Source organism: Micromonospora zamorensis (assembly GCF_900090275.1).
Lineage (GTDB): Bacteria > Actinomycetota > Actinomycetes > Mycobacteriales > Micromonosporaceae > Micromonospora > Micromonospora zamorensis.
The window spans coordinates 698,484-722,091 of record NZ_LT607755.1; the positions used below are offsets into that span (position 1 = coordinate 698,484).

A 23,608-nucleotide genomic window follows, 5' to 3' on the forward strand; every position below is an offset into this window, starting at 1 on the left:
CTCTGCCGCTTCGCAGGTAGATCTTGGACAGTTTCCGTTAGCGGCTAACGGAAAGTGTCCAAGGTCTGCCGGGCCTGGTTGTTGGTGTCCTTGTGGTTGTGCGGGATATGCCGCTGGCCGGCACCCCGGGTTGGGGTGCCGGCCAGCGGTCGGGTCGTTCAGTGTTCGTGTTGGTGGGTCAGCTGTTCCAGTACTGGCCGACCAGGTCGGTGGCCTGCTGCTCCCACTGGGCGTAGGCATCCGGGTAGGCGGAGACCTGGACGGTCTGCGCGGCGTCGGTCAGCGCCATGTCCTGCCACCCGTCAACCTGGCGCAGGCCCTTGAGGAACGCGGTCGTCGAGTAGGCCGGGTCGGTGATCTGCTCCGGCGTACCCCAACCACTGGTCGGGCGCTGCTGGAACAGGCCCAGCGAGTCATGGTCATTGGCGTCGCCGAGGTGGCCCAGGTTCTCCAGCTTCGACTCCTGCAGGCTCGTCGCGATCGAGATGACCGCGGCGCGCTCGGGCAGGCCGGCCTTCTTCGTGGCGGCGATGATCGCCTTGACGTTGGCGGTCTGCTCATCGTTGAGGGTGATGTGGGACTGGTCGCCCTGGGGCTTCGGGGCGGCCGACTGCACCGCCACCGCCACCGGCTTGGCATCCACGGGGTTGGCGTGGGCGGCGATCGGGCCGGCGAAGACACCACCGGCGAACGCGAGACCAGCAACAGACAGCATGCTCTTACGGAAGATCGTGTTCATGGGGGTAGCTCCTTCGGGGGTAGGAAACACCCGCACCGCCAATGGGGGTCGGCGACGCAAGGGTGTGAGCACCTCGTCCGGCGCTGCATCAAAATCAAGGGGAAAAGTCTTCGGGGAGATCGGCACCGTCAAGCGGGGGGCTTGTGGGGGCCGGGTCGGCGGCCTGCGAGCGGGGGGCTCGGGCGCCGGGTCCATGTGTAACGACCGGGGGTCGGGGGTCATTCCCCGGTGGGCCCATCCGCCGACGTCCGCTCGTGTGAAGCGGTGGCGGGGTGGTCGCTCGTGGGGACTGCAACGACCGGGGGCCGGGGGTCATTCCGGGGGCCGGGCCATCCCGTCGCACCCGATGGAGCGCGGGTGCTGGGGAGGCTTCAACGATGCGGGCCGGGGCGGCATTCCAACCCCGCGACCAGCTGTTCCAACCCCGGTGGGCGGGGCGGCGAGGCAGTGGTCCTGCGATCGTCAGAGTGTGTAACGACCCCGCCCCGGCCATCATTCCGACCCACCGGTGCGACCGGTCACAGCCAAACGCCCCGAAGGCCGCGAACCTCGTACCGGGGCCATCGGCGCTCTCGCCTTAACCCCTCAGACCGGACAAACCTCGCATCAGTCAGCCGCTGCCCGAGCAGGCCGGGGTCGCACCGTCCCACCGGCCGGGGTGCCGCGCGCCCGGGCACCCATCGGGCACGCACAACCCCCATGCGGGCATGATCCACTCGACTTCACGGAAACCGCGGCATCCGCGACAGGCTGACACCCCGACTTCAATGAAGCCGAGTCGATCATGAGTTCGGCGATGACTGACGCCCTGCTCAGGGCCGGAAATTCGGTTGAATCTACGCGCCGGCGCCGGCAGGCTGAAGTCTCCGCCACCCCACATCCGGAGGACTTTCCATGCGCCTGCTCCGTGATCTGTGGGGCACCTCGGCACGTCGTATGACGGTCGTGGCCGTCCTGATCGTGCTCGGCGCCGCCGGTCAGGCGGGCGCCTCGGCGCTGGCCGGAGCGGTGTTGGTGCATCGTTCGGCCGGCTTCTTCGTCGTGCTGGCCGCGGCGCTGGTCGCCGTGGTGCTCAGCGACCTCGCGGTGAGCCTGCTGATGGCCGGCCTGACCGCCGACTGGTCCGCCGACGTCCGCCGACGGCTCTGCCGGGTCGCCTTCGGGCAGGACCTGCCCACCCTGGAGACCACCCCGGTGGGTGAACTGCTCGACCGCATCGACGGGGACGTCTACCAGGTGGCGTCGGCGATCCGCAACCAGGGCACCCGGCTCGCCCAGGGGCTGTGCGTCGGCCTGTTGTCGATGGTCGTGGCGTTGGTCGTGTGGTGGCCGGCCGGTGTCGCGATGCTGCTGCTCACTGTGGTGCTCGCAGTCAGTCTGCGCCGGCCCACGGCGCGGATCGCCCCGGCCCGGATGGCTGAGGAGGAGGCGTGGTCCGACCTGGCCGCCGTGATGGAGGAGGCGGTGCACGGCCAGGACGACGTACGGACCAGCCTGGCCCGCCCGTACGTGCTGCGGCTGTACGCAAGGCGGGCCGCCGCCGTGCTGTCCCGGGGCGGCCTGGTCTGGGTGTTGTCCGCGCGGGTGGCCGCCGCCGCGACCGCGACGATCCGGGCTGGCATCGGCGCGGTGGTGCTCGGCGGGGCCTGGGCGTTGACCACCGACCGGATCGACGCCGCCCGGCTCACCGCCATCTGGCTGCTCGCCCTGGCCTTCGGTGCCACCGCGGAACACGTCAGCCGGATGGTGCCGGAAATCCAGGAGGCTCTCGGCGCGTGGGCCCGGGTGCAGTTGCTGCACAAGGCACGGCAGGAGCCCGTCGGCGGCGCCAGCCCGACCGAGGGTGACCTGCGCATCCGCGACCTGACCTTCGGATACCAGGTGAGTGGCCCGGAGGGTGGCCGGGGGGCCGCGCTGCGCGGGCTCAGCCTCACCTTTGCGCGTGGACGCTCGTACGCGCTGATCGGGCGGACCGGTTCGGGTAAGTCGACGCTCGCGAAGGTGCTCACCAGGGCTGTCGACGTGCCGTCGGGCACTGTCTTCCTCGGCGGCACCGACCTGTGTGACCTCGACGTCGAGCAGTTGCGCCGCTGGGTGGCACTGGTGCCGCAACGTACCGAGATCGTGGCCGGCACCCTCGCGGAGAACGTGGCGCTCTACGACCCCGAGCTGCTCGACGCCGCGGCCCAGGCACTGAACGAGCTGGGCCTGGCCGGCTGGATCGCCGAGTTGCCGGACGGGTTGGCGACCCGGCTGGGGGAGGGCGGGCACGTGCTCTCCGCCGGCCAGGAGCAGCTGGTGGCGTTCGCCCGGATCCTGGTCCGGGACCCGCATGTGGTGATCCTCGACGAGGCCACCGCACGTCTGGATCCTGTCACCGAGGCGCGGGTGCAGCGGGCCACCGAACGACTGCTGCGCGACCGGATCGGCATCGTCATCGCCCACCGGCTCTCCTCGGTGCGCCGCTGCGACGAGGTGGTCGTGCTGGCCGACGGCGCGGTGGTCGAGGCGGGCCCGTTGGAGACGTCGACGCGCTTCGCCGAACTGCTGGCGACCAGTCACGCGGCCGCGTACGCCGCAGTGGCACCGGCCGGCCGCGCCGGCGCCGGCGCCGGCACCGACCTGCTGGTCGGCCCCGACCCGGCCGACGCCTGGCCGAGCGAGCCGACCACCGAGCCGGTCGAGAGGGCCGGGCAGGTCGAGAAGGCCGAGCCGGTTGAGAAGGCCGGGCAGGTCGAGTCGGTCGAGAAGGCCGGGCCGACGCGGGCCGACCCGCCACCGCTGCCTCCCGTGCCGCCGGCCCGGACGCTGCGGGAGATCATCCGACTCTGCACCAACGATCCCCGGTACGGGCTGGCGGCGATCGGGTTGTTCCTCGGGCTCAGCCTGCTGGGGCTGGACGGCCCGGTGCTGCCCTGGCTCTGGGCCGACCTGGTCGACGGGACCGGCAACCCGTACCTGCCGGCGATCGGGATCGTGGCCGGGCTGCTGGTCACCATGCCGCTGCCGTACTACACCCACGTCTGGTTCCCCCAGTGGTGGGTGCGGCAGATGCTGCGTATCGGCCTGCGCCTGGTGCACGGCCAGACCGGGGCGCGCCGGGTCAGCTCGCATACCCCGGCGGAGGTCGTGGCGCAGGGCGGTGACACCGAGCGGGTGGTCCAGCTCGCCGACAACGTGCTGGACCAGGGCGTCGCGCTGGTCCTGGTGGTCGCCATGACGGCGGTCACCGGGAGCGTCGTACCGGGGCTGTTCTTCCTCGGCACGATGGTGGTCTCCGGGCTGGCCGCGACGTTGTTCGGGCCGAAACTCGAACGCGCGGCCCGGGCGACGGTGGCGGCGCGGGCCGCCTTCGCCACGGCGCTGGTCTCCGCGCTCTCCGCGGCGCGGACGGTGAAGCTCGCCGGCGCGACCACGGCGGTGCTGCGTCACCTGGCGGGCCTGGACGTGCTGCGCAGCGACCGGCAGCGGCGGGAGATCTCGGTGCAGGTGTGGGCGCGTTCCACGCCGTCGGTGGCCAGCGGGCTGTTGCCGATCGGCGCGTGGGCGCTCTACCTGAGCGGCTCGCTCTCCGCCGGGGCGGTGCTGGTGGCCGTCTCCACGCTGGGCGCGGCGCGCTGGTTCGCCTGGACCACCGCGTCGTTGATCTCCCAGCTACCCTCGGCGCGGGTCTGGACGCGGCGCACGGCGGCGATGACCGGAGTGAGCGCGTACTCCGCTGGGGTTTCGGCTGTCGACCTGGCCGCCGGGACGGCGCCCGCGCCCACGCCACCACCCCGGCATCCGCTGCGCTGCCTGGAGCTGCGCGGCTTCGGGGTGGTGCATTCCGACGGTACGGTGGCCGTCCGGGACGTCGACCTGAGCGTGCAGCGTGGGCAGTTGGTGCTGGTCGTCGGGCCGGTGGGGTCGGGCAAGTCCTCGTTGCTGCGGGCGCTGGCCGGGATCGTGCACCACACCGGTGAGCTGGCCTGGAACGGTGACCCGGTCACCGAGCCGGAGCTGTTCCTGCGCCCCAACCAGGTCGGTTACGTCGGCCAGTTGCCTCGGGTGCTGTCCGGCACTGTCGCCGACAACATCGCGCTCGGGCACGAGGTGGATGCGGCCGGGGCGGTCAGCACCGCACAGCTCGACCACGACCTGGCCGCCGCTGGCGGTGGGCTCGGTCTGCTCATCGGGCACAAGGGCACCCGGCTGTCCGGCGGCCAGTTGCAACGGTTGGCGCTGGCCCGTGCGCTGGCCCCGCGTACCGAACTGCTGGTCGCCGACGACGTGTCGTCGGCGCTGGACGTCACGACCGAGCTGGCGCTGTGGCAGGCGTTGCGCGACCACGGGGTGACAGTGGTCGGCTCCACCGCGAAGCGCGCCGCGCTGGTCCGGGCCGACCACGTGGTGGTGCTGCTCGGCGGGCAGGTGGCGGCCCAGGGGACCTGGCAGGACCTGGAGGGGCGCTGGTCACACCTGGCCGGCTGAGAGCGGGATGACGGTCGGGCGGCTGCGCACAGCGGCAGCCGCCCGACCGCCCGGAAGATCAGGCCGCGCGGGCGTACTGGGCGGGGCCGGAGTACGCGACGCCGAGCTTGGCGGCGGCTCGGCGCGGCCAGTACGGGTCGCGCAGCAGCTCCCGGCCCAGCAGCACCAGGTCGGCCTCGCCGCTGGCGACGATCTGCTCCGCGTGCTCGGGCTCGACGATCAGGCCCACAGCGCCGGTCGGCACACCGGCGTCGCGGCGGATCTGCGCGGCCAGCGGCACCTGGTAGCCGGGGCCGAGCGGGATGCGCTGGTCGGTGCTGACGCCACCGGAGGACGCGTCGACCAGGTCGACGCCGACGCCGGCCAGCTCGCCGGCGAGCACCACGCTGTCCTCGATCGTCCAGCCGCCCTCAGCCCAGTCGGTGGCGGAGATCCGGGTCAGCACCGGCACGTCCTCGCCGACCGCGGCGCGCACCGCGCGGGCCACCTCCAGGGTGAGTCGCATCCGGGCGGCCCGGTCGCCGCCGTAGGAGTCGGTGCGGTGGTTGGTCAGCGGCGAGAGGAACTCGTTGAGCAGGTAGCCGTGCGCGGCGTGGATCTCCACGGCGGCGAAGCCGGCGTCCAGCGCGCGTTCGGCGGCCGCGGCGAACGCCTGGACCACACCGGCGATGCCGGCCTCGTCGAGGCTGGTCGGCGTCCGGTAGTCGGTGGTGAACGGCTCCGAGCCGGGCGCGACGGGCGTCCAGCCACCCTCGCTGTCCGGCACGCCACCGCGTTCCGGTGCCCACGGCCGGTAGGTGGAGGCCTTGAAACCGGCGTGCGCTAGCTGCACGGCCGGCACGGCGCCGTGGGCGGCGACGAACGCGGTCACCGGTCGCCAGGCGTCGACGTGCGCGCCGGACCACAGCCCGGTGTCCTGCGGGCTGATCCGGCCCTCGGGGAGCACGGCGGTCGCCTCGGTCAGGATCAGACCGGCACCGCCGACCGCGCGACTGCCCAGGTGGATCAGGTGCCAGTCGGTGGGCAGACCATCGGGGCCGGCGGAGTACTGGCACATGGGGGCCATGGCGATCCGGTTGGGCAGTGTGACCCCGCGCAGGGCCAGGGGGGTGAACAGGGAACTCATGGGGTCATCCTCTCGAAGACGGCGACGGGCCCCTCCGGGGAGGGGCCCGTCGCCGTCGGTGTCAGCTGGATCAGGCGGGTACGGGGCTCAGCTCGTCCTGTCGGGTCGGCCGGGGGTCGGCGACCGGCTCCGGGTCGGTCAGGTCCCGCCGACCGGCGGACTCGTACGCGGCCCGGTCGAGGGTGCCCTCCCGGGCGGCGACCACTGTCGGCACGAGTGCCTGCCCGGCCACGTTGGTGGCGGTGCGGATCATGTCCAGGATCGGGTCGATGGCCAGCAGCAGGCCGGCGCCGGCAAGCGGCAGGCCCAGCGTGCTGAGGGTCAGGGTGAGCATCACGATCGCGCCGGTCAGGCCGGCGGTGGCCGCCGAGCCGACCACCGAGACGAAGGCGATCAGCAGGTAGTCGGTCACGCCGAGCTGCACACCGAACACCTGGGCCACGAAGATCGCAGCGAGTGCCGGGTAGATGGCTGCGCAACCGTCCATCTTCGTGGTGGCGCCGAACGGCACCGCGAACGAGGCGTACTCGCGGGGGACGCCGAGGCGCTCGACGGAGCGCTGGGTCACCGGCATGGTGCCGACCGAGGAGCGGGACACGAAGGCCAGCTCGATCGCCGGCCAGGCGCCGGCGAAGAAGCGCAGCGGGTTGAGGCGGCCGGCGAGGATCAGCACCAGCGGGTAGACCACGAACAGCACGATGGCGCAGCCGACGTAGACGGCGGTGGTGAACTTCGCGAGGGGGGCCAGCAGGTCCCAGCCGTACGAGGCGACGGCGTTGCCGATCAGGCCGAGGGTGCCGATCGGGGCGAGGCGGATGACCCACCAGAGCGCCTTCTGGACGATCTCCAGCAGGGACCGGTTCAGCGCCACGAAGGGCTCGGCGGGCTCGCCGACCAGCAGGGCCGCGGCACCCACGACGACGGCGAGGAAGACGATCTGGAGGACGTTGCCCTCGACGAACGCGCCGACCGGGTTGGTGGGCACGATGCCGGTGAGGAAGTCGGTCCACGAGCCGGTGTTCTTCGGCGGGGCCGCGCCACCCAGGTCGAGGGTCACGCCCTTGCCCGGGTTGGTGAGCAGGCCGAGGCCGATGCCGATGCTCACCGCGATCAGGGCGGTGATGCCGAACCACATCAGGGTCTTGAGGGCGAGCCGGGCGGCGTTCGCGACGCCGCGCAGGCTGACCACGCTGACCACGATGGCGGTGAAGACCAGCGGCGGCACCGCCAGTTTGAGCAGCTGGATGAAGAGGCTGCCGACGGTGTGCAGGGTGGTGGTCAGCCAGCTCAGGTCGTTGGCGCGGGCCAGGAAGCCCAGCGCGACGCCGAGCACGAGGCCGAGCAGGATCTGCACGGAGAAGGGAATCTTGCGCAGGCCGAAAGGCATGAGACGTTGTCCAATTGTCTGGTTCCGAGCGGGTGGGCGTGTGTGTCGCGGCTATGCCGGACAGACGCCGCTGGCCTGCAGTCGGAGATCGACGTACAGGCGCTCGGTGAGGCCCCAGACATTGGTCATCGCTCGCCGACGTTACGCCGATTCCCGCTCGGAGGAAGGGGTGATCGGCGTGAGGCTCCTTACATCCGGTCCGTCCGCCGTCCTATCGACGGGCCAGGGCGAGGGCTGTCGCGGTCGAGAGGCCCCACAGCACCGCGACGGCGAGGACCAGCCGTTCCAGCACGCCCACCACCGCACCCCGGCCGAGGACGAGCATCGCCAGCCCCACCGCGGCGCAGAGCGGCAGCGCCACCGCGGCGGCCAGGCCGGCCAGCCGACGGAGCACCGGGCCCGCCGGCCCGGACACGGCGAGCGTGACCATGGCGAGGACCACCGACGCGGTCGCCGCGATGCTCGTGCCGCCGTGCACCAGATCCGCCGCCGTCGCCCGCTCGAACGGTGGCAGCGGGCAGCCAGCGGAGCAGGTCACGGCCCCGGACACGGCGGTGAAGACCGCGCCGGTGGCGAGCAGGGCCGGTGCCGCCCACACCCCGGGAGGCAGCGCCGCGCCGACCAGCAGCAGCGCTGCGGCCAGAGCGAGGATCCCGATCCGGTACGTCGTGGCGTGACCACTGCCGGCGATGCCCGCCTCGCTGACGTACCCGGTGAGCCCCGGACCGGGACCGGCGACCACGGCGACGGTCACCGCGACCGCCCCGGCCAGCGCGCAGCCGGCCGCGGCGGACCCGGCGACCCGGCGGGCGACGTCGGCGCGGGCCCTCGGCGCGGTCGTGGTGCCGGGCCGACCCGGCTCAGCCACGCCCGTGTGGCGTGCTCCAACCGGAGTCGTCAGGCCCGAGCGGCACGATGCCGCTCGGGTTGATCTCCCGGTGGGTGCCGTAGTAGTGCCGCTTGATGTGGTCGAAGTCCACCGTCTCACCGAAGCCCGGGGTCTGGAACAGGTCCCGGGCGTACGCCCAGAGCATCGGCATCTCGGTCAGCTTCTGCCGGTTGCACTTGAAATGTCCGTGGTACGCGGCGTCGAACCGGACCAGTGTGGTGAACAGCCGCACGTCGGCCTCGGTGATCGCCTCACCCATCAGGTAGCGCTGCCCGGCGAGGCGTTCGGACAAGGCGTCCAGCCGGGCGAAGAGTGCCCGGAATGCCTCTTCGTACGCCTCCTGCGAGGTGGCGAACCCGCACCGGTACACGCCGTTGTTGACGTCGGTGTGGATCTCGGCCATCAGCGCGTCCATCTCGGGGCGCAGTTCGACCGGGTACAGGTCCGGTGCGTCGGGCGCGTGCAGCGAGCGCCACTCGGTGGAGAGGTCGAGGGTGAGCTGCGGGTAGTCGTTGGTGACGACCCGGCCGGTCAGGGTGTCGACCAACGCCGGCACTGTCACCCGGCCCGTGTAGTCCGCGTCGGTGGCCAGGTACGCCTCGGAGAGGAAGCTGACGCCGAGGACCGGGTCGAAGCCGTCCGGGTCCAGGGCGAACGCCCAGCCCCGCTCGTCGCGGATCGGGTCGACGGTGCCCAGCGAGATCGCGTCGTCCAGGCCGAGCAGGCCCCGCACGATCCTCGCCCGGTGCGCCCACGGGCAGGCGCGGCACCAGATCAGCCGGTACCGGCCGGCCTCCAGCGGCCAACGGTCCTGCTCGTCGGGCCCGCCACCGGGCGGGGACGTGGAGTCGGCGGTGACCCGACCGGTGAACCGGTTGGGCTGACGGACGAACGCGCCGCCGCCGCTGGTCTCTGCGCTGAACTGGGCCCGGGCCATGCCGCCAACCTATCCGCTGCCGACGCGGATATCCTGGCGGCCGGCAGCCCCCGCGACCCCGTGGGCGTGCCCCACCCCCGCCGTCTGCACCCCCGAAGGACTCGCGATGACCGTGGCATACCTGGTGGCCGGTGTCCGTACCCCGATCGGCCGGTACGCCGGCGCGCTGGCCGGCGTCCGCCCCGACGACCTGGCCGCGCACGTGATCCGCGAGTTGGTCGCCCGGCACCCGTCGGTGGACTGGGCGCGGGTCGACGACGTCGTGCTCGGCTGCGCCAACCAGGCCGGCGAGGACAACCGCAACGTGGCCCGGATGGCGGCGCTGTTGGCCGGCCTGCCGCAGGAGGTGCCGGGCAGCACCGTCAACCGGCTCTGCGGCTCGGGCCTGGACGCCCTGGCCACCGCCGCCCGGTCCATCGTCGCCGGGGACGCGGAGCTGGTGATCGCCGGCGGGGTGGAGAGCATGAGCCGTGCCCCCTTCGTCATGCCGAAGGCCACGTCGGCGTACTCCCGCTCCGCCGAGGTGTACGACACCACGCTGGGCTGGCGGTTGGTGAACCCGCTGATGCGCGACGGGTGGGGCGTCGACTCGATGCCGGAGACGGCGGAGAACGTGGCCGCCGAGTACGGCGTGAGCCGGGCCGAGCAGGACGCCTTCGCGTACCGCTCGCAGCAGCGCGCGGCCAAGGCGCAGGCCGACGGCCGGTTCGCCGAGGAGATCGTGGCGGTGTCCGTGCCGGCCGGTCGCCGGGAGACCCGGCTGATCGAGGTCGACGAGCACCCCCGGGAGACCACGCTTGCGAAGTTGGCCTCGCTGCCGACCCCGTTCCGCGACGGCGGCACGGTGACCGCCGGCAACTCCTCAGGCGTCAACGACGGGGCGGTGGCCCTGCTGGTCGCCAGCGAGGCGGCGGTGCACCGGTACGGCCTCACTCCGCTGGCCCGGATCGGCGGGGCGGCTGCGGCCGGCGTACCGCCCCGGATCATGGGGATCGGCCCGGTGCCGGCCACCCGCAAGCTGCTCGACCGGGTCGGCGTCGAGCTGAGCGCGGTGGACGTGGTGGAGCTGAACGAGGCGTTCGCCGCGCAGTCGGTGGCGGTGTTGCGCGAGCTGGGGCTGCCCGTGGACGCCGAACACGTCAACCCGAACGGCGGGGCGATCGCACTGGGGCACCCGCTCGGCGCCAGCGGCGCGCGGCTGGCATTGACCGCCGCCCTGGAGTTGCGCCGTCGCGGCGGTCGCCGGGCTCTGGCCACCATGTGCATAGGTGTTGGTCAAGGGATCTCCCTGTTGCTGGAGTCAGCCGCCTAGAGTGGTCCACACCACACGACCCGCGGGTCGACCGGTGCCCACGCGTGCCCGCTGCGCGCCCCGACGCCGGTGCTGTCCCGCGCCGCGGCGATGAACTGGGGAGCACGCTGATGCCGGACGGACTGCCGACCGAGATCGATCTGACCAGGCCGAGCGCGGCCCGGGTGTACGACTATTTCCTGGGCGGGGCGCACAACTTCGAGATCGACCGGCAGCTGGCCGAACAGATCGCCAGCATGACGCCGAATCTCGCCGCCACCATGCGTTCGGGCCGCGAGTTCCTGCGCCGGGCCGTCCGGGCGCTGCTCGACGCCGGCATCGACCAGTTCCTCGACATCGGCTCCGGAATTCCCACCGTGGGCAACGTGCACGAGGTGGCCCAGGGGGTGAACCCCAAGGCCCGAGTGGTGTATGTCGACATCGACCCGGTGGCGGTCGCGCACAGCCGGGAGTTGCTCGCCGGCAACGAGCTGACCGGGGTCATCCACGCCGACCTGCGTGAGCCGGAGCGGATCCTCGCCGAGACCCGGCAGCTCGGGCTGATCGACTTCAGCCGGCCGATGGGCATCCTGCTGGCCGGGGTGGTGCACTTCATCCCCGACAGCGACCGGCCTGAGGAGATTCTGGCCACCCTGCGGGCCGCCGCCGCGCCGGGCAGCTTCCTGGTCATCTCGCACTCCACGTTCGAGGACCAGCCGCAGGAGATGCTGGACGCCCAGCGTCTCTCCGCGCGGACGGACACCGAGATCACCCTGCGCTCCCGCGCCCAGGTCACCGGTTTCTTCGGGGACTGGACGGTCCTCGAACCGGGCGTGGTGCACATGCCGCTCTGGCGGCCCGACTCACCGTCCGACGTGGACGAGCACCCGGAGCGGTTCGGCGCCTTCGGGGGCGTCGCCCGGTACGACCAGCCCGCCGGCTGATCCCGTGGCCGCCGTCCCGGACCCCGCCGGGGTCGGTGCTGGCCGGGACCCCGCCGGGGTCGGTGTCGGTCGGGACCCCGCCGGGGTCGGTGCTGGCCCGGACCCCGCCGGGGTCGACGCCGGCCGGGCCGACGCCCAGGGGTACGCCGCCGACTGGGCCCGTGCGGTGCGCCGCCTCGGGTTCGTGCCGCTCAGCGCGGCCGAGACCGAGCGGCTGCTGCTGGTGCACACGATCCGGCTGGCGCAGGCGGTGCGGGCGGAGCCCTTCTCCGCCCGCCCGGCCGAGGAGGTCGGGTGGGCGCTGGTGGAGGCGCACCTCACCGAGCCGCAGGCCCTGGACTGGACACTGCACGCCCTCGGTGCGGATTTCGCCGACCGGGTGCTGGGTGCCCTCGACCGGCCGGCGGACCTCGCCGACCGGATCGCGGCGGTGCAGGGCGGGCTGGCCGCCGGGTTCGCCCGCGCGCTTCGCGACCGCACCTTCAGTCAGCAGGAACGGATCGCCCGGTCCGCCTGGCAGGCGCGTGACGAGGTCGAGCAGGCGCTGCGCGACAGCGAGGCACGGTTCCGGGCCGTCTTCACCGGTGCCGCCATCGGGATCGGCATCGCCGGCGTGGACGGTCGGATCATCGACGTCAACCAGGCCTTCGCCGACATGCTCGGCTACTCCATGGAGGAGCTGCGCGGGACCAACGTGGCGGCACTGTTCCACGCCGACGACGCCGCCGGGATGTGGGAGCTGTACCAGGAGCTGATCGAGGGCAAGCATGACGCGGCCCGGGTGGAGAAGCGCTACCACCGCAAGGACGGCAGCGTGGTCTGGACGGACCTGGCCGTCTCACTGATCCGCTACGACGACGGCCGGCCCCGGTTCACCGTCGCGATGATCGAGGACATCACCCAGCGGTACGAACTCCAGCAGCGGCTGCGCTTCCAGGCGTTGCACGACCCGCTGACCGGGCTGCCCAACCGGACGTTGTTCTTCGAGACGTTGGCGCGGGTCCTCGACGGCGCGGACAACGGGCGGCGAGTCGGGGTGTGCTTCCTCGACCTGGACGGCTTCAAGGCGATCAACGACAGCCTCGGTCACGACCTCGGTGACCGCCTGCTGGTGATGATCGGCCGGAGGCTGGCCGCGTGCGTGGCCGACCACGGCCACCTGGTCGCCCGGATGGGCGGCGACGAGTTCGTGATCCTCGTCGACGGAGGGGACGACATCGACGACGCGGTGGCCGTCGCGGAGGCCGCGCTGGCCGCCGTCGCGTCCCCGGTGCACGTCGGTGAACACCAGTTGGCCGTCTCGGCCAGTGTGGGCATCGTGCAGTGCCCGGCTGCGGAGACCTCCCCGTCGGAGCTGATGAAGGCCGCGGACACCACGCTGTACTGGGCGAAGGCGGCGGGCCGGGGCCGGTGGGCGGTCTACGACCCGGAGCGCAGCGCCCGGGACATCGCCCGGTCGGCGCTGGTGGCCGGGCTGCCCGCCGCACTGGACCGGGGCGAGTTCGTCCTGCACTACCAGCCGATCGTGTCGCTGCTGGAGGGCAGCATGCTCGCGGTGGAGGCGCTGGTCCGGTGGGAGCATCCGGAGCTGGGCCTGATCGGGCCGGACCGGTTCATCGGCCTGGCCGAGGAGACCGGCCTGATCGTCCGGCTCGGTGAGTGGGTGCTGCGGCAGGCCTGTCACGACGCCGAGCGGTGGTGGCGGCAGTTCCCCGAGGCCAGGCTGGTGGTCAGCGTCAACCTGGCCGCGCGGCAGGCCGACGACCCGGCGATCGTGGAGACGGTGGCCGACGCGCTGCACACCAGCGGACTGCCGGCCGAGCTGCTTCAACTGGAGCTGACCGAGAGCGCCGTGATGGGCAGCGCCGACGAGCCTCTGCGCAGCCTGTACCGGCTCGCCGCGCTCGGCGTCCGGCTGGCGGTGGACGATTTCGGCACCGGATACTCCAACCTGGCGTACCTGCGGCGGCTGCCGATCCACTGCCTGAAGCTCGCCGGCCCGTTCGTCGAGGGCATCCGCGCCGACGGCACCGACGTCGCCGCCGACCACCGTGACGAACGGATCGTCGACGCGCTGGTCCGGTTGGCGCACGCGCTGGAGCTGTGGGTGACCGCCGAGGCGGTGGAGACCGAGGTGCAGGCGGAACGGTTGCGGGCGTTGCGCTGCGACACCGGGCAGGGGCGATTCTTCGGCGCCCCGGCTCCGGCCGACACGATCACCGCCCGGCTCCGTGGCGGGGCGACGGCGTGAGCGGGGGCCCACTACGGTTCGGTCGGCACCGATGGCGGCGATGGAAGGTGGCGACGTGAGCCTGACGGACTCGCAGACCGTGGTGACGGTGGTGGCCGGCCTGGCCATCCTGGCCGGGCTGGCCGGCGTGGTGGTGCCCGGCCTGCCGGCGTTGCCGCTGTGCTGGGGTGGTGTGCTGGTCTGGGCGGTCTTCGGCGGTGCGGGCATGGTCGGCTGGGCGGTGTTCGGCGCCGCCACTGTGGTCGTGGCGGGCGGCACCGTGATCAAGTACGCGTGGCCGGGCCGGAACCTGAAGCGCACCGGTGTGCCGACGTCCACACTGCTCGCCGGCGGCGTGCTCGGCATCGTCGGGTTCTTCGTGGTGCCGGTCGTGGGGCTGGTGCTCGGCTTCGTCGCCGGGGTGTGGGCGGCGGAGCGGCTGCGGCTCGGCAGCAACCAGCTCGCCTGGCCGTCCACAGTGCAGGCGCTCAAGGCCGCTGGTCTGTCGATGCTGGTTGAGTTCGCCGCCTGTCTGGTCGTTACCGCACTGTGGCTGGCCGGCCTGCTGCTGGCGTGATCCCCCGGTCTGACGAGTTCGGGGCGATAAGGCGGAGCGGCAGCGGCTAGGGTCGATCCCATGCGCGTCGTGGTGCTTGGCGGTCTTGGTGCCTGGCCCTCCGCCGAGCAGGCGTGTGCGGGCTTTCTGGTCGAGCACCAGGGCTTTCGGCTGTTGGTCGATCCTGGCTACGCGACAGTGCAACCGCTGCTGACCCGGCTGCCCGCCTCATCGGTCGACGCGGTGTACGTCAGCCACGGCCATCCCGACCACTGCGCCGACCTGCAGCCACTGCTGCGGGCCAGGGTGTTGCCCGACCGGTCCGCGCCGGCCCTGCCGGTGTACGCGCCAAGCGGCAGCCTCGACCCGCTGCTCGCGATCGACGAGTCAGGGCTCATCGACACGGCGTACCGACTGCACGGGTTCACCCCCGGCGACAACTTCGGCGTCGGTCCGTTCACCGTGCGGACATGGTCACTGCCGCACTGGGTGCCGAACGCCGGGGCCCGTTTCACCGCCGGCGGAACGGTGCTGGCCTACACCGGGGACACCGGGCCGAGCCCGATGTTGGTTGAGTTGGCCCGCGACGCCGACCTGCTGATCGCCGACGCGACGTATGTCGACGAGATCCCGGACCGGCATGTCGGATTCCTGTCGAGCGCCGCCGAGGTGGGTCGCTACGCCACCGCGGCACGGAGCAGAGCGGTCCTGCTGACGCATCTGTGGCCTGGCACGGACCCCGACGCGGCCGTCGCCGCGGCACGGCGGGCATACAGCGGTTCGGTCGACGTGGCCCGGTCGGGCCTGCTGGTCGACCTGCCCGCCTGACGCCGGGGCTCGTGGTGACGGGCTGGGGGCGCGGGGCACTGGTCGGGTACGGCGACGCGCCGTACGTGAGAGAGAGGTGTGCCCCGCGCCGCCGCGGTCCGGGCGGTCCGAGCGCCCGGGGGTACGCCCGTCGCGAACGGGCTGGTCACGGGCTCAAGGATGCGGCCGGGGTGGCCGCAGGGGCAACACAATTAGCCGTCGGCGGTGACATTCCCGCCGAGTATGTATTGACCGTCTTGATCGCCCGGGATCACACTTTGCCCACTCGCACGCGGAACCACCTCAGGGAGGTGTGCAGTGGCAACGACCCCCGTGCCGACCGCCGAGCACCCGATGGACGACGACGCCCGACGGCTCGCCGAACTCGGCTACAAACAGGAGTTGCGCCGCAAGTGGAGTGGCTTCTCCAACTTCGCCATCTCGTTCTCGATCATCTCGATCCTGGCCGGCTGCTTCACCACCTTCGGTCAGGCGTGGAACAACGGAGGCCCGGTCGCCATCTCCTGGGGCTGGCCGCTGATCTCCCTGTTCATCCTGATCATCGGTTTCTGCATGGCCGAGCTGGTGTCGGCGTACCCGACCGCGGGCGGAATCTACTGGTGGGCGGCCACCATGGGTCGCCCGGTGCACGGCTGGTTCACCGGCTGGCTGAACCTCATCGGTCTGGTGGCGGTCACCGCCTCGGTGGACTACGGCTGCGCGACGTTCCTCAACCTCACCCTGTCCGCGCTCTTCGACGGCTGGGCGGGGACGCTGCGGCAGGCGTTCGTCCTCTTCGTGATCATCCTGATACTGCACGGGCTGATCAACATCTTCGGGCACCGGATCATCGACGTACTCCAGAACGTCTCGGTCTGGTGGCACGTGGCCGGCGCGGCCGTCGTGGTGGCCATCCTGGTCTTCGTGCCGGACAACCACCAGAGCTTCCAGTTCGTGTTCACCGAGCGCTTCAACAACTCCGGTTTCGGTGACGGCGACATCGGCGGGCTGACGTTCTGGTTCTACGTGCTGCCCCTGGGTTTCCTGCTGACCCAGTACACGATCACCGGCTTCGACGCCTGCGCGCACGTCTCCGAGGAGACCCGCGGCGCTTCGCAGGCCGCCGCGCGAGGGCTCTGGCAGTCGATCTTCTATTCCGCTGTCGGCGGCTGGATCCTGCTGCTGGCGTTCCTCTTCGCAGCCACCGACGTCGAGGCGGTCAACGCCGCGGGCGGCTTCTCCGGTGCCATCTTCGAGTCCGCGTTGACGCCGATCTTCTTCAAGATCGTCATCATCATCTCCACCATCGGTCAGTTCTTCTGCGGCATGAGCTGCGTGACCTCAATGAGCCGCATGGCGTACGCGTTCAGCCGGGACCGGGCGGTGCCCGGGTGGCGACTCTGGTCGAAGGTCGACCGCAACGGCACCCCGGTCAACGCGATCATCGGCGCGACCCTGGCCGGCCTGGTGCTGACCCTGCCGGCGCTCTACGAGAGCTCGGCCGGCATTCCGATCGCCTTCTACGCGGTGGTCTCGGTGGCGGTGCTCGGGCTCTACCTGTCCTTCCTCATCCCGATCGCACTGCGGCTGCGGATGGGCGACCGGTTCGTGCCTGGGCCGTGGACGCTCGGCCGCAAGTACAAGCTGCTCGGCTGGATCGCGGTGATCGAGATTGCCGTCATCGCGGTCTACTTCGTGCTGCCCATCGTGCCCGCCGGGGTGCCCGGCAACGACGGGTTCACCTGGTCGGCCGTCAACTATGCGCCGCTCGCCGTCGGCGGGGTGCTGCTGGTGGTCGCCGTCTGGTGGTACGCCTCGGCCCGCACCTGGTTCACCGGGCCCGTCCGTACCGTCGAGGAGCCGGCCGCGAGGTCAGAGCCTGCGGCGGTCGACGGCCCCGAATGACCCGAGCCCTGCCGGGGTCAGGGCTGCACCGGGTCCGCGAGACGGAACCCGGCACGGCCGGCGGGTGGCGGCTGCCGCTCGCCGGTCGTGAATCGGAGGATGCGGTCGTCCTGTGGCCTCGGCGTGCCATTGCCGTCGCGGTTGCTGGTGGCCACCCAGAGGGAGCCGTCCGGGGCCACCTCGACGGTACGGAGCCGGCCGTAGGCACCCACCAACTCGGCGGACGGTGTGCCGACCGTCCCGGCGGGGCTGATCGGGACGGCCCACAGCCGGGCTCCCCGCAGCGCGGCGACGAACAGGGTGCCGCCCGCGAAGGCGGCACCACTTGGCGACGCCTGCGCCGGTGGCCAGACGACCACCGGGGCACGGAACCGGGGATCGTTGCTCGGGCCCTCCACGACCGGCCAGCCGTAGTTACCGCCCGGGACGATGCGGTTCACCTCGTCCCAGGTGGCCTGGCCGAACTCGGTGGCGAACAGTCGTCCCTGCGCGTCCCAGGCCAGACCCTGCACGTTGCGGTGGCCGTAGCTGAACACCGGCGAGCCGGGGAACGGGTTGCCCGCGGGGACGCCACCGTTCGGCCGGATCCGCAGGATCTTGCCATTGCGGCTGGCCAGGTTCTGCGCGTTGGACGGGACACCGGCGTCACCGACGCCGACGTAGAGCATCCCGTCGGGGCCGAAGGCGATCCGTCCACCGTTGTGGATGGACGCCCGCACGGGGCCGCTGAAGATCACCTGCTGGCGTTGCGGCGCGTTCAGCCGGAACCGCGCGATCCGGATGTCGGACGCGGTGGTGAAGCAGACGTAGACCCACCGGTCCAGGCGGTACCGGGGAGAGACGGCCAGGCCGAGCAGGCCTCCCTCGCCGCCGCCGACCACTCCGGCGATCCGGGCGACCTGCACCGTCGGTTGGCCGGGTCGGACCCGCAGCACGGTGCCCTGGTTGCGCTGAGCCACCAGGGCGCTGCCGTCGGGCAGGAAGTCGAGCCCCCAGGGTGCTTCCAGCCCGGTCGCGACGACCTCCGGTTGGGCGAAGTCGAACCCGCCGGCACCGGCTGCGGTGACCGACCCGTCCGGCGTACGAACCCCCGCCTCGGCGCTCACCGCCGTGCCGAGCGCGATGGCGAGAGTGACGACGGTCAGGACTGCTCGAAGACGCATGACAACTCCTCGCGTGGTTTGCCGCCGACCACGCCGGGGGCATTGACGGTGATCCGGTTTGCCAGTAGACCTTGGTGATGGAGGCCCGCTCATGAGCAGAACGCCACTGACGCTGGAAGAGTTGCGGGTCGCTGTCGAGGCCGGCGAGATCGACACCGTGGTGTTGGCCCTGGTCGACATGCAGGGGCGCCTGCAGGGCAAGCGGTTCCACGCGCCCTTCTTCCTCGACCAGGTGGTGGCCAACGGCAGTGAGGGCTGCAACTACCTGCTCGCCGTGGACGTCGACATGAACACCGTCGACGGGTACGCGATGTCCAGCTGGGAGCGCGGCTACGGCGACTTCGCGATGGTGCCGGACTTCGGCACGTTGCGTCGCACGCCCTGGCAGCCCGGCTCCGCGATGCTGCTGGCCGACCTGACCTGGCTCGACGGGTCGGGTGACGTGGTCGCCTCGCCCCGGCAGATCCTGCGCCGGCAGTTGGACCGGCTGGCCGAGCACGGGCTGACCGCGTACGCCGGCACCGAGTTGGAGTTCGTGCTGTTCCGCGACTCGTACGAGGACGCCTGGCGGCGCGGCTACCGCGATCTCACCCCGGCCAACCAGTACAACGTCGACTACTCCCTGCTCGGCACCGCCCGGGTGGAGCCGCTGCTGCGCCGGATCCGCACCGAGATGGCCGCTGCCGGGCTCACCCCGGAGAGTGCCAAGGGTGAGTGCAACCTCGGCCAGCACGAGATCGCCTTCCGCTACGACGAGGCGGTCGCCTGCGCCGACCACCACGTGATCTACAAGAACGGCGCCAAGGAGATCGCCGCCCAGGAGGGCATGTCGATCACCTTCATGGCCAAGCCGAACGAGCGGGAGGGCAACTCCTGCCACATCCACTTCTCCCTGCGGGACAGCACCGGTGGCTCGGCGATGCTCGGCGACGGGCCGGCGCACCTGTCGCAGACCGGGCAGCGGGTGCTCGCCGGGCTGCTGGCGACCATGCGGGAGTTCAGCCTGCTCTTCGCCCCGAACATCAACTCCTACAAGCGCTACCAGCCCGGATCGTTCGCCCCCACGGCACTGCGGTGGGGGGTGGACAACCGCACCTGCGCGCTGCGGGTGGTCGGGCACGGGCAGGGCATGCGGGTGGAGAACCGGGTGCCCGGCGGCGACGTCAACCCGTACCTGGCGATCGCCGGCCTGGTCGCCGGCGCGCTGCACGGCATCGACAGTGAGCTGGAGTTGGGCGACGAGTGCACCGGCAACGCGTACGACGACCCGGAGGCCGAGCGGGTCCCCGGCACCCTGCGCGACGCCCTGGCCCTCTGGGAGGGCTCCACTGTCGCCCGGGAGGCGTTCGGCGACGAGGTGGTGGCCCACTACGCCAACCAGGCGAGGGTCGAGCTGGCCGCCTTCGACGCGGCGGTGACGGACTGGGAGCTGACCCGAGGCTTCGAGCGTCTGTGATCGACGGAGCAGGGGGACGAGCGTGACGGTTCTGGTGGACCCGGCTTCCGGGGTGGAATTTCAGGAGGTCGTGGGGGCTTCCGTCGACGAGGTTGACCAGGCGATCTCGCGGGCCGCCACCGCGTTCGAGGCGTGGCGGAGGGTGGCTCCCGGGGACCGGGCACGCCTGCTGCGGCGGTTCGCCGCCGTGGTCGACGCGCACCTGGACGAGCTGGCCGCGCTGGAGGTCCGCAACTCCGGCCACACCATCGGCAACGCCCGGTGGGAAGCCGGCAACGTGCGGGACGTCCTGGACTACTACGCCGGGGCGCCCGAGCGGTTGACCGGGCGGCAGATCCCGGTGCCGGGCGGGCTGGACGTCACCTTCCACGAGCCGCTCGGCGTGGTCGGCGTGATCGTCCCCTGGAACTTCCCGATGCCGATCGCGGCCTGGGGGTTCGTCCCGGCCCTCGCCGCCGGCAACACGGTGGTGCTCAAACCCGCCGAGCTGACCCCGCTGACCGCGCTGCGGCTGGCCGAGCTGGCCCGCGAGGCAGGCCTGCCCGACGACGTGTTCATCGTCGTACCGGGCGAGGGCGCGGTGGTGGGGGAGCGGTTCGTCAGCCACCCGGCGGTCCGCAAGATCTGCTTCACCGGCTCCACCGAGGTCGGCACCCGGATCATGGCCGGCTGTGCGGCCCAGGTGAAGCGACTCACCCTGGAGCTGGGCGGCAAGAGCGCGAACATCGTGTTCGCCGACGCCGACCTGGAGCGCGCCGCCGCGACCGCGCCGGGCGCGGTCTTCGACAACGCGGGCCAGGACTGCTGCGCACGGTCGCGGATCCTGGTCCAGCGCCCGGTGTACGACAGGTTCCTGGCACTGCTCGAACCAGCGGTACGCGCGGTGCGGGTCCAGGACCCGTCCCGGGACACCGCCGAGATGGGTCCGCTGATCTCCGCGGCCCAGCGCGACCGGGTCGCCGGCTACCTGACCGGGGCGACTGTCGCCTTCACCGGCTCCTGCCCCGACGGCCCCGGGTTCTGGCACGCCCCCACAGTGCTGCTGGCCGACTCGCCAGCCGACCGGCACTGGCGGGAGGAGATCTTCGGCCCGGTGGTCTCGGTGCTGCCGTTCGACGACGAGGCCGACGCGGTCCGGCTCGCCAACGACACCGAGTACGGGCTCTCCGGCTCGATCTGGACCCGGGACGTGGGTCGGGCCCTGCGCCTGGCCCGCGCCGTCGAGTCGGGAAACCTGAGCGTCAACTCGCACTCCTCGGTGCGCTACTGGACCCCGTTCGGCGGGATGAAGCGTTCCGGGCTCGGCCGTGAGCTGGGCCCGGACGCGCTGCACTCCTTCACCGACGTCAAGAACGTGTTCATCGCGACAGAGGAGTGACGCCAGTGCAGGGTCGATTGCAGGACCGGGTGGCCGTTATCACCGGAGCGGGCAGCGGCATCGGGTTGGCCACCGTCCGGCGGTTCACCGCCGAGGGGGCCCGGGTGGTCTGCGTGGACATCGACGTGGCGGCCGGCGAGAAGGCCGCCGAGGAGTGCGGCGGCGAGTTCGTCCGCGCAGACGTCGCCGACGAGTCGGCGGTACGCGACCTGTTCGACGGGGTGGTCGACCGGCACGGCCGGGTGGACATCGCGTTCAACAACGCCGGCATCTCGCCGCCCGACGACGACTCCATCCTGGACACCGGCCTCGACGCGTGGGAGCGGGTGCTGCGGGTCAACACCACCAGCGTCTTCCTCTGCTGCAAGTACGCGATTCCGCACATGCGCCGCCAGGGCAAGGGGTCGATCATCAACACGGCCTCGTTCGTGGCGCTGATGGGCGCGGCGACGTCGCAGATCGCGTACACCGCGAGCAAGGGCGGCGTGCTGGCGATGACCCGGGAGTTGGGTGTGCAGTTCGCCCGCGAGGGCATCCGGGTCAACGCGCTGTGCCCCGGCCCGGTGGCCACCCCGTTGTTGCTGGAGTTGTTCGCCGCCGACCCGGAGCGGGCCGCCCGTCGGCTGGTGCACGTGCCGATGGGCCGCTTCGGGCAACCCGAGGAGATCGCCGCCGCGGTGGCGTTCCTGGCCAGCGACGACGCCTCGTTCATGACCGCCGCGCAGTTCGTGGTCGACGGCGGCATCACGGGCGCCTACGTCACCCCCCTGTGAGCGCGAGGAGTGAGCCGGTCTTGCGAGCCCCGCAGTCGCGAACGAGGCCGGCACTGTGAGCGCGAGGAGTGAGCCGGTCTTGCGAGCCCCGCAGTCGCGAACGAGGCCGGCACTGTGAGCGTGAGGAGTGAGCCGGTCTTGCGAGCCCCGCAGTCGCGAACCTTGGCAGCCCTGTGAGCGCGAGGCCGCTGATCGGGATCAGCGCGTACGTCGAACCGGCCGACTGGGCGGTCTGGAGGGGTGTGCCGGCCGTGCTGGTGCCGGCGGCGTACGTGCGGGCGGTGACGGCGGCGGGCGGCCGGGCGTTGGTGCTGCCCCCGGACGACGTGGACGGCGAGGTGGTGGCCGTCCTGGACGGGCTGCTGCTGGCTGGTGGCGCCGACGTGGGTCCGGGGCGGTACGGCCAGCGGCCCGACCCGCGTACCGAGGACCGGCCGGACCGGGACGCCGGTGAGTTGACCCTGCTGACCGCCGCTCTCGCCGCCGAGCTGCCGGTGTTGGGGGTGTGCCGGGGGATGCAACTGCTCGCCGTGGCCTACGGCGGGACACTGCACCAGCATCTGCCCGATGTGGTCGGTCACGAGGCACACCGTCCGGCGCCCGGTGTGTATGGCAGCCATCCGGTGCGGTTCGCGCCGGGCAGTCTGGCCGCGACGGTGTTGGCCGGGGTGGACCGGGTCAACTCGTACCACCATCAGGCGGTCGCCGACCCGGGCCGGTTGTCGGTGACGGGTTGGGCGGAGGACGGTGTGGTCGAGGTGGTGGAGGACCCGGCCCGGCCGTTCGTGCTGGGGGTGCAGTGGCACCCGGAGAACGAGCCTGACCCTCGTCCGATCACCGCCCTGGTCGGGGCCGCTGGCCAGCGGGTGTGACGGATATCGCCCCCGCGCGCTGGTGCCGCCGGTGGGAGGATCAGCGTATGGGCAAGGTCTATCCCGAGATCGACGCTCGACTGCGTGACTTCATCGCGGCCCAGGCGGTCTTCTTCGTGGCCACCGCTCCGTCCGGCGCGGAGGGCCACGTCAACGTCTCGCCGAAGGGCATGCGGGGCACGTTCGTGATCCTCGGGGCGCACCGGGTGGCCTACCTCGATTACCACGGCAGCGGGGCGGAGACCATCGCCCACCTGCGGGACAACGGCCGGATCACGCTGATGTTCTGTGCCTTCGACGGGCCGCCGAAGATCGTCCGGTTGCACGGTCGGGGCAGCAGCGTCGCCGTGACCGAGGACGCCTTCGCCGACCGGCTCGCCGAGTTTCCCGCACCGCCGGACGTGCACGCCGTCCGGGCGGTGATCACGGTCGAGGTGGAGCGGGTCAGCGACTCCTGCGGCTACGCGGTGCCATTGATGGACTTCCGCGCCGAGCGTGATCTGCTGCTCACCTCACACTCGCGTCGTACGGCCGATGACCTGGTGGTCTACCGGGCCACCAGGAACGCGGCGAGCATCGACGGGCTGCCTGTCTTCTGACGCGTCGGGGCGCCTCTGCGACCGCCGTCCGACGCCGCCTCGGGCCCGCACTGTCCGGTGCCCGACCGCTCAGGCGTAGGTAAACA

The 23,608-nt window shown here is 72.0% G+C and carries 18 protein-coding genes; 12 read left to right on the forward strand and 6 right to left on the reverse strand.

Translation table 11 applies throughout. The features are described 5' to 3' along the window. Positions 1–178: 178 nt before the first annotated feature. Complete coding sequence (locus GA0070619_RS03230; RefSeq protein ID WP_088946676.1) at positions 179–739, reverse strand: hypothetical protein; 561 nt, start codon at positions 737–739, stop codon at positions 179–181. 894 nt (positions 740–1,633) lie between these two features. Here GA0070619_RS03230 and GA0070619_RS03235 point away from each other — a divergent pair. Continuing rightward, positions 1,634–5,209 carry an ABC transporter ATP-binding protein gene (locus GA0070619_RS03235; RefSeq protein ID WP_088946677.1) on the forward strand — a complete coding sequence of 1,192 codons (3,576 nt, stop codon included), beginning with the start codon at positions 1,634–1,636 and terminating at the stop codon, positions 5,207–5,209. A 58-nt stretch (positions 5,210–5,267) separates the two neighbouring features. Here GA0070619_RS03235 and GA0070619_RS03240 read toward each other — a convergent pair whose 3' ends face one another. From GA0070619_RS03240 to GA0070619_RS03255, 4 genes are all read right to left on the reverse strand, one after another. Then, a complete protein-coding gene (locus GA0070619_RS03240) occupies positions 5,268–6,335 on the reverse strand; it encodes an NADH:flavin oxidoreductase/NADH oxidase (protein ID WP_088946678.1) in 1,068 nt (355 codons plus the stop codon). 70 nt (positions 6,336–6,405) lie between these two features. Further along, entirely contained in the window at positions 6,406–7,710 is a 1,305-nt protein-coding gene (locus tag GA0070619_RS03245; RefSeq protein ID WP_172862166.1) for a dicarboxylate/amino acid:cation symporter, read from the reverse strand. 223 nt (positions 7,711–7,933) lie between these two features. Beyond that, positions 7,934–8,590, reverse strand: coding sequence for a DUF998 domain-containing protein (locus GA0070619_RS03250; protein WP_088946680.1), 657 nt, complete (start codon positions 8,588–8,590; stop codon positions 7,934–7,936). After that, positions 8,583–9,548 (reverse strand): glutathione S-transferase family protein, encoded by a 966-nt coding sequence (locus GA0070619_RS03255; protein WP_088946681.1) that lies wholly within the window; start codon positions 9,546–9,548, stop codon positions 8,583–8,585. Before GA0070619_RS03255 ends, GA0070619_RS03250 begins: the two co-directional genes overlap by 8 nt. A 106-nt stretch (positions 9,549–9,654) precedes the next feature. Between GA0070619_RS03255 and pcaF the strand changes: the two genes are divergently transcribed. The 6 genes from pcaF (at position 9,655) to GA0070619_RS03285 (ending at position 17,281) form a co-directional block, all read left to right on the forward strand. Then, entirely contained in the window at positions 9,655–10,860 is a 1,206-nt protein-coding gene (gene pcaF, locus GA0070619_RS03260) for a 3-oxoadipyl-CoA thiolase (protein ID WP_088946682.1), read from the forward strand. 110 nt (positions 10,861–10,970) lie between these two features. Beyond that, positions 10,971–11,783 (forward strand): SAM-dependent methyltransferase, encoded by an 813-nt coding sequence (locus tag GA0070619_RS03265; RefSeq protein WP_088946683.1) that lies wholly within the window; start codon positions 10,971–10,973, stop codon positions 11,781–11,783. A 4-nt stretch (positions 11,784–11,787) separates the two neighbouring features. After that, positions 11,788–14,034: a putative bifunctional diguanylate cyclase/phosphodiesterase gene (locus GA0070619_RS03270; RefSeq protein ID WP_231927248.1), complete on the forward strand. Its 2,247-nt coding sequence runs from the start codon at positions 11,788–11,790 to the stop codon at positions 14,032–14,034. Between the two features lie 55 nt (positions 14,035–14,089). Beyond that, complete coding sequence (locus GA0070619_RS03275) at positions 14,090–14,590, forward strand: DUF456 domain-containing protein (protein ID WP_088951520.1); 501 nt, start codon at positions 14,090–14,092, stop codon at positions 14,588–14,590. Positions 14,591–14,650: 60 nt separating this feature from the next. Beyond that, complete coding sequence (locus tag GA0070619_RS03280; protein WP_088946684.1) at positions 14,651–15,397, forward strand: MBL fold metallo-hydrolase; 747 nt, start codon at positions 14,651–14,653, stop codon at positions 15,395–15,397. A 297-nt stretch (positions 15,398–15,694) separates the two neighbouring features. Next, the gene (locus GA0070619_RS03285; protein ID WP_088946685.1) at positions 15,695–17,281 is read left to right on the forward strand and encodes an amino acid permease; all 1,587 of its coding nucleotides are present in this window, start codon (positions 15,695–15,697) and stop codon (positions 17,279–17,281) included. Positions 17,282–17,298: 17 nt separating this feature from the next. Here the strand turns inward: GA0070619_RS03285 and GA0070619_RS03290 are convergent, their stop codons facing one another. Next, positions 17,299–18,444 carry a PQQ-dependent sugar dehydrogenase gene (locus GA0070619_RS03290; protein WP_088946686.1) on the reverse strand — a complete coding sequence of 382 codons (1,146 nt, stop codon included), beginning with the start codon at positions 18,442–18,444 and terminating at the stop codon, positions 17,299–17,301. Between the two features lie 91 nt (positions 18,445–18,535). Here GA0070619_RS03290 and GA0070619_RS03295 point away from each other — a divergent pair, with 91 nt between their 5' ends. The 5 genes from GA0070619_RS03295 (at position 18,536) to GA0070619_RS03315 (ending at position 23,522) form a co-directional block, all read left to right on the forward strand. Further along, entirely contained in the window at positions 18,536–19,900 is a 1,365-nt protein-coding gene (locus GA0070619_RS03295) for a glutamine synthetase family protein (RefSeq protein ID WP_088946687.1), read from the forward strand. Between the two features lie 22 nt (positions 19,901–19,922). Then, positions 19,923–21,278: an aldehyde dehydrogenase family protein gene (locus GA0070619_RS03300; protein WP_088946688.1), complete on the forward strand. Its 1,356-nt coding sequence runs from the start codon at positions 19,923–19,925 to the stop codon at positions 21,276–21,278. A 5-nt stretch (positions 21,279–21,283) separates the two neighbouring features. Next, complete coding sequence (locus GA0070619_RS03305) at positions 21,284–22,051, forward strand: 3-oxoacyl-ACP reductase (protein ID WP_088946689.1); 768 nt, start codon at positions 21,284–21,286, stop codon at positions 22,049–22,051. 173 nt (positions 22,052–22,224) lie between these two features. Further along, entirely contained in the window at positions 22,225–22,923 is a 699-nt protein-coding gene (locus tag GA0070619_RS03310) for a gamma-glutamyl-gamma-aminobutyrate hydrolase family protein (RefSeq protein ID WP_088946690.1), read from the forward strand. 47 nt (positions 22,924–22,970) lie between these two features. Then, the gene (locus tag GA0070619_RS03315; RefSeq protein ID WP_088946691.1) at positions 22,971–23,522 is read left to right on the forward strand and encodes a pyridoxamine 5'-phosphate oxidase family protein; all 552 of its coding nucleotides are present in this window, start codon (positions 22,971–22,973) and stop codon (positions 23,520–23,522) included. Positions 23,523–23,608 lie beyond the last annotated feature (86 nt).